At 71.0% G+C, this 5451-nt stretch carries 4 protein-coding genes; 2 read left to right on the top strand and 2 right to left on the bottom strand.

Annotation, left to right across the window (positions count from 1 at the left end; translation table 11 throughout):
- Window positions 1-110: 110 nt before the first annotated feature.
- A complete protein-coding gene (locus EYA84_RS25095) occupies window positions 111-1625 on the bottom strand; it encodes a peptide deformylase (protein WP_131055932.1) in 1515 nt (504 codons plus the stop codon).
- Window positions 1626-1902: 277 nt separating this feature from the next.
- Here EYA84_RS25095 and EYA84_RS25090 point away from each other — a divergent pair, with 277 nt between their 5' ends.
- The gene (locus EYA84_RS25090) at window positions 1903-2685 is read left to right on the top strand and encodes a hypothetical protein (protein WP_131055934.1); all 783 of its coding nucleotides are present in this window, start codon (window positions 1903-1905) and stop codon (window positions 2683-2685) included.
- A gap of 3 nt (window positions 2686-2688) precedes the next feature.
- Here the strand turns inward: EYA84_RS25090 and EYA84_RS25085 are convergent, their stop codons facing one another.
- Complete coding sequence (locus EYA84_RS25085; protein ID WP_131055930.1) at window positions 2689-4515, bottom strand: hypothetical protein; 1827 nt, start codon at window positions 4513-4515, stop codon at window positions 2689-2691.
- 210 nt (window positions 4516-4725) lie between these two features.
- On the opposite strand from EYA84_RS25085, the gene EYA84_RS25080 reads away from it, so the two are divergent.
- Window positions 4726-5436 carry a class I SAM-dependent methyltransferase gene (locus EYA84_RS25080; RefSeq protein WP_131055928.1) on the top strand — a complete coding sequence of 237 codons (711 nt, stop codon included), beginning with the start codon at window positions 4726-4728 and terminating at the stop codon, window positions 5434-5436.
- The last annotated feature ends 15 nt before the right edge of the window (window positions 5437-5451 follow it).

Raw genomic sequence — 5451 nt, 5'->3', positions numbered from 1 at the left:
GTTCCCACCCGGGCGGGCGCGGTGGCGCCTCCCGCGAGCCCGTGACCGACGGATCATGAGTCCGCCGTTCACACCTTGGCGCGGGGCGCCACCCGCGCAGGCGGCAGGGGTCAGTAGCGCCAGGGGTTCCCGGTCTCCCGGTACTCCTCGATCGGCACCAGCGGCACGCCGGGCGCCATCCGGTCGACGTAGAGCCGACCCTCCAGGTGGTCGATCTCGTGCGCGACCAGGCGGGCCATGCCGAACTCGAACGAGGTGATCACCCGTCCGCCGTCGAAATGCGCGTGCTCCACGTCGATCCGCAGCGCTCGGGGCACCAGCCCACGGTGGTCGAAGAAGGAGAGGCAGCCCTCGTACTGCTCGTCGGTGTCCGGCGCGGCCTCGACCACCCGGGGGTTGAGCAGGACGACGGGCTCGGCGGTGCGGTCGGGCGGGCGGACCACGGCCGCCGCGCGACCGATGTCGAGCTGTGGCGCGGCGACGCCCACGCCCTTGGTGAAGGGGTGGATCTCGTCCAGCCGGGCCATCGCGGTGACCAGCCGGTCGACGATCTCGCGGGCGGCGTGTTCCTCGCGGGGCAGGTCGAACGGTCGGGCGGGCTGCCGCAGCAGGTCCGCGCCGCGCTGCACGACACCGAGTCCGCGCATCCGGTCGGACGGCCGGACCCGGCCGGCTTCCGGCTCAGTCTCCGGCTCGGCGCGGAAGCGCCACTGCATCCGGTAGCGGGCGTTCAGCGGCGGCTCGTCGGTCGCCCAGTCGAAGATCGCCCGGTCGTCCTCGTCCCGCCGGGTCACCGCCGTGCGCAGCGGCCCCTCCTCCGCCGAGAGCGAGGTCTCCGCGCCCCAGACCTGTGGGTCCAGCGCCGCCGGCAGATCCAGGCGTACGGCAAGGTACCGGGTGGGTACGCGGACCGCCCGCTGGAACCAGGGGCCCCACTTGTCCCGTCCGACGGTGTACGCGTACTCGATGGTGGCGCGGCGACCCGGGTAGAGCGGGAAGCGGCGGTCGGCGTTCTCGAAGAGCAGCCAGATCTCCTTGAAGGCGTCCCGGTCGTGCTTGGCCCGCCAGTGCATGGCCTCCCGCTCGCCGGACTCCTCGCGGAGTGCGCTCAGTTGCAGTTCGGCGAAGGTGAGCGGGTGTTCCCGGTGGTGCCGGTTGGAGCGGCCCGGGTCGTTCGGGTAGCGGTCGACGGCGATCCGGACCAGGTAGCGCGTGACCGGTTCGGTGCCGGCGTTGTACAGCTCCCGGCGGATGACGCAGTGGTAGGAGTCGTCGGTGTGGGTGAGTGTGGCGGTCTCGCGTTCGACGATGAGTCCGGTGCCCGGCGGCATCCACTGGCCGGGGAGGACGGGTTCCCGGTGGTGGCGCTCGACTCGGGCGTGGCGCAGGTCGTCGTACTCCCGGAACCGCTGCCAGATGGCGCCGCTGGCCTCCAGGACGGCCTCGGCGCGCCGGGCGAAGTCCTCGGTGGGTCGGTGCCGCCGCCCTTCCACGTGGCTGACGTACGACGGGTCGAAGCCCATCAGGGTGGCGAGTTGTTTCTTGGACAGCCCCCGCTCCGTCCGGTGCCGTGCGAGTTCGGCGGCGAACGAGTCGGCAGCCCGATCGAGCGGTGAGGTCGTCATCAGCTTCCTCGTGGCCGGGTGCATCAAGTTTCACGTTGCGTCGCCGATCACGCACACATCTGGCATGTTCTCGACAGGACCCTTGACCGGTGAGCGATTTCTACCGATACTGCCCCGAGTCTCCGGTGCGACACTCTGCGTGACCGCCGCCCGTCGAGTGATCCGAACCTCTCGCTTTTCCTTCTTCCCGGGTTCCCCGGATGCCGGAAGTGTGGTTAGGCTAGCCTTAGTTTGGCCAGTGGGGTCTCGGACGGGGGTGGATCAGGTGACAGCCGTGCTGCCCGTCCACGCCGCCTCGGCCGCACCGCTGGCCCCGGTCACCACGGCCCTGCGGGCCATGTTCGGCACCGACGCGCTGCCCGGTCTGGCCGCCGGGCTGGTCGTGCCGGACGAGGCGGGTTGGGCCCCGGCGACGACGCTGACCAGCGGCGCCCAGGTGCCGGAGCTGCTCAGCTCGGCCGTCCGCCTCTGGGGCGGTACGCCACACGCCTCCGCCGCGGTCGCCTGGAAGGCGTACAGCTACTGGGCGGCACTGCCGGTGGTGCTCGGTTGGGCCGTCGCCCGACGGGTGCCGCTGCTCGACGCCGACGCGGCTCTCGTGCACTTCGCCGACCCGCGCACCCTGATCACGCTGGGCCTGCGCCGGTCCACCCCGATCGCGGTCCTGCCCAACGACCCGCTGGCCCTGTCCGGGCTGCCCCAGGTCCGGGTGCTCGCCGACGAGCAGGCCCTGTTGACCGCGCTGCGCGGCACGCTGCTGGACGCCCACCTGTCGCCGGTGATCGCCGCCATCCAGGGCGAGGTCCGGATCGGTACGCGGACGCTGCTCGGCTCGGTGGCCTCCGGCATCGCGCACGGGGTACTGCGGGCCGCCGACAGCCTGCCCGGCTCGGCAGTCGAGGCGGTCGACACCCTGCTCGGCGCGCTCGACCTGGCCGACCTGGTGGAGCTGGTGCCGGGCCGCAACGGCGAGCCGACCGTGCAGCGCCGCACCTGCTGCCTGGCTTTCACCCTGCCCGCGCCGAAGGTCTGCCAGGGCTGCTGCATCCGCAGCTCCTGAGCATCACTCTCCGACCAGCGGCCGGACGTCCCACAACCACACCCCGCCGGTGTAGGTGGGTTCCACGCCGGTCAGTTCGGTCATCCCGGTCCGCAGCGCCTCGGCCTGCTCGTGCGGGCCGAGGACCACCGCCCCGGCCCGCCAGTACCGCAGGTCCTCGACCGCTTCCCGCCGGTCCTGGTCGGTGATCGGCGGCACCTCGCCGGTCCGCCGGATCGTTGCGAAGAAGGTGCTGGTGGGGCGCGGCGGCGCGGTGAACAGGGCGACCCGGTCCCGGCCCGGCCGGGTGTCGGGGCCGAGGAAGTAGCCACGGGCGATCGGCATCCGCAACCGGGTCTGCGCCGACCAGCGCAGTGGCTCGGCGTAGTCGGTGTCGGGAAGCGGCAGGGTCACCAGGCTGCGCCCGCCGGCCAGGTAGGGACGCCAGGCCCCCGAGGTGACGAACTCCGGGGTCGGTTCGAGGCGCTTGGTCGGCAGCGGGGTGGGCAGTACCGGCACCAGGGCCATCGCCAGCACGGTCGCCGTGCCGAACCGGATCTGCGTACGCCGGTCCGGGTGCCGGGCGGCGACCTGCCGGATCCGTTCGGCACCGTAGGCGAGCAGCAGCCCGACGATCGGCGTGATCGCCAGCGACCAGCGGGTGGGCACCACCGAGTGCAGCACCGGCAGGTCCTCCAGTGCGGCCCAGGGGCCCGGTATCCCGGTGCCCCGGCCGTCGAAGCGGATCTCCCGCCCGAGCGAGAGCACCGCGAAGACCAGCCCCAGTCCGGCCAGCGCGACCACCACCGGGTTGCGCCGCAGCCACCACACGATCGCCGCCACCAGGATCACCAGCGGCCAGCCGAAGAAGGCGTTCTCCTCCGTGGGGTTCTTGACCAGCCGGGCCGCGCTGAGCGCCTCGCCGCCCACCGACTCCCGGGCGTAGGTGAAGAACGAGGCCAGGTCGGTGGAGTAGCCCCGGATCAGCCAGGACAGGCCGTTGTAGGCGCCGGGCCCGAAGAACTGGACGTAGAGCGGGTACGCCAGCAGCACGAGTGCGATCCCGGCGGCGACGCCGAGCCCGGCGAGGAAGGTGCGGGTCCGTCGACGCAGGTCGGGTCGGGCGATCGCCAGCGCCACCACGACCACACCGAGACCGATCGCGGTCATCAGCAGGATCTCCAGGTTCAGGAACGCCTGCCAGACGATCACCAGGGCGAGCAGGACGCCGTTACGCAGCCAGCGGCCGGGCTCGGCGAGCCGGAGGGTACGCCAGACGATCAGCGGCACCACGAACTGCGACACGATGTTCGGGTGCGCGTTGGCGTGCGAGACCATCGCCGGGGCGTACGCGCAGAAGGCGGCGCCCAGCCAGGCGGGGCCGCGCGAGCCGACGAGGACGCGGGAGAGCACGAAGTACCAGGCGGTGGCCGTGGCGATCATCCCGAGCGTCAGGAAGAGCAGGAACGACGTACGGGTGCCGAACAGCAGGGTCACCGGCGTCATCGGCAATGAAACGGATAAAACGGAGGTATTCGCCATCAGATTGACGGATTCCGGCACGTTCATCCGATCCGAGGAGAACGGGTACGCGAATTCCGTCACCACCCGCGCACCGTGCGCCATCATCCACTGAAATTGGGCCATATCCGTCTGATTGTCGCGAATTCCGTCGGCCGGGTTGAGCCACATCCGCGCGGTGACCCAGAAGCCGAGCACCGTGAAGCTCACCACGGCGGCGACGTCCCTCCACCGCGCTGAACTGGGACGATGGCCGCCTTCCGGTGGCCCGACCGGCACCCCTGGCGCCTCAGACTCGTCGGCGGAGCGGCCCGATTCAGGAGTAGTCATGGTAATTCGGAGCGTAGTCGGCGTATCGGGCCATCGTGCGGCCTTCCGACCACTGGCGTAACATCTTCCGAGTTCGCTGACCACCACCGATCGTGCAGCCACCCGACCGTAATTCGGCCACCGCGGGCCCCGATATTCCCGCCCTCCAGGCGGATGGTTCACTCAGTCGGTCCTGGCGCGGGGTCGAGTCATATCGTGAGGAATCGACGCATGGCAGAAATCACTGGGGATCAGCGCGTGCAGTCCGAGGTTCTGGAGGGCCTCGCCACCGCGGTCAACCACCGACGTTGGTTCGTCGAGCTGGCCGTGCCCTACCTGGGCGACAACCCGATCGAGATCGGCAGCGGGCTCGGCGACTACGCACTGGAGTGGGCCGAGCACTTCCCCCGCTTCACCGCCACCGAGGCCGACCCGGACCGGCTGGTCGCGCTCAAGGAGCGCCTGGCCGACCAGCCGTCCATCGAGGTACGCCAGATGCTACTGCCCAACACGGAGCGGGGCGACTACAGCGCGGCGGTGTCGTACAACGTGCTGGAGCACATCGAGGACCACGTGTCGGCGCTGCGCACCATGGGCCAGTTGGTCCGCCCGGGCGGCGCGGTCGTCATCATCGTCCCGGCGTTCCAGTTCGCGATGAGCCCGGCCGACGTCGCCACCGGCCACGTGCGCCGCTACACGAAGAAGACGCTCTCCGCCGCGATGACCGAGGCCGGTCTGCGGGTAGAGAAGATCCACTACGCGAACGCGCTCGGCCTGATCGGCTACTTCATGGCGACCAAGGTCTTCCGGCTGATGCCGAAGGAGGGCCCGATGGTGAAGGTGTACGACACCCTCGTCCTCCCCGCCACCAAGGCCGCCGAGCAGGTCGCCCGCCCGCCCTTCGGCCAGTCCGTCTTCGCCGTAGCCCGCACCCCCGCCTAACCCCCTGCGCCTCCC

It is taken from the genome of Verrucosispora sp. SN26_14.1, from assembly GCF_004307965.1.
In the GTDB taxonomy this organism is placed as follows: domain Bacteria; phylum Actinomycetota; class Actinomycetes; order Mycobacteriales; family Micromonosporaceae; genus Micromonospora.
This window is presented reverse-complemented; position numbering and strand designations above follow the sequence as displayed.

Bases quoted from the DNA above. Each gene is read 5' to 3' on its own strand.
- EYA84_RS25080 (WP_131055928.1), top strand. From the start codon at position 4,726: ATGGCAGAAATCACTGGGGATCAGCGCGTGCAGTCCGAGGTTCTGGAG.
- EYA84_RS25095 (WP_131055932.1), bottom strand. From the start codon at position 1,625: ATGACGACCTCACCGCTCGATCGGGCTGCCGACTCGTTCGCCGCCGAA.
- EYA84_RS25085 (WP_131055930.1), bottom strand. From the start codon at position 4,515: ATGACTACTCCTGAATCGGGCCGCTCCGCCGACGAGTCTGAGGCGCCA.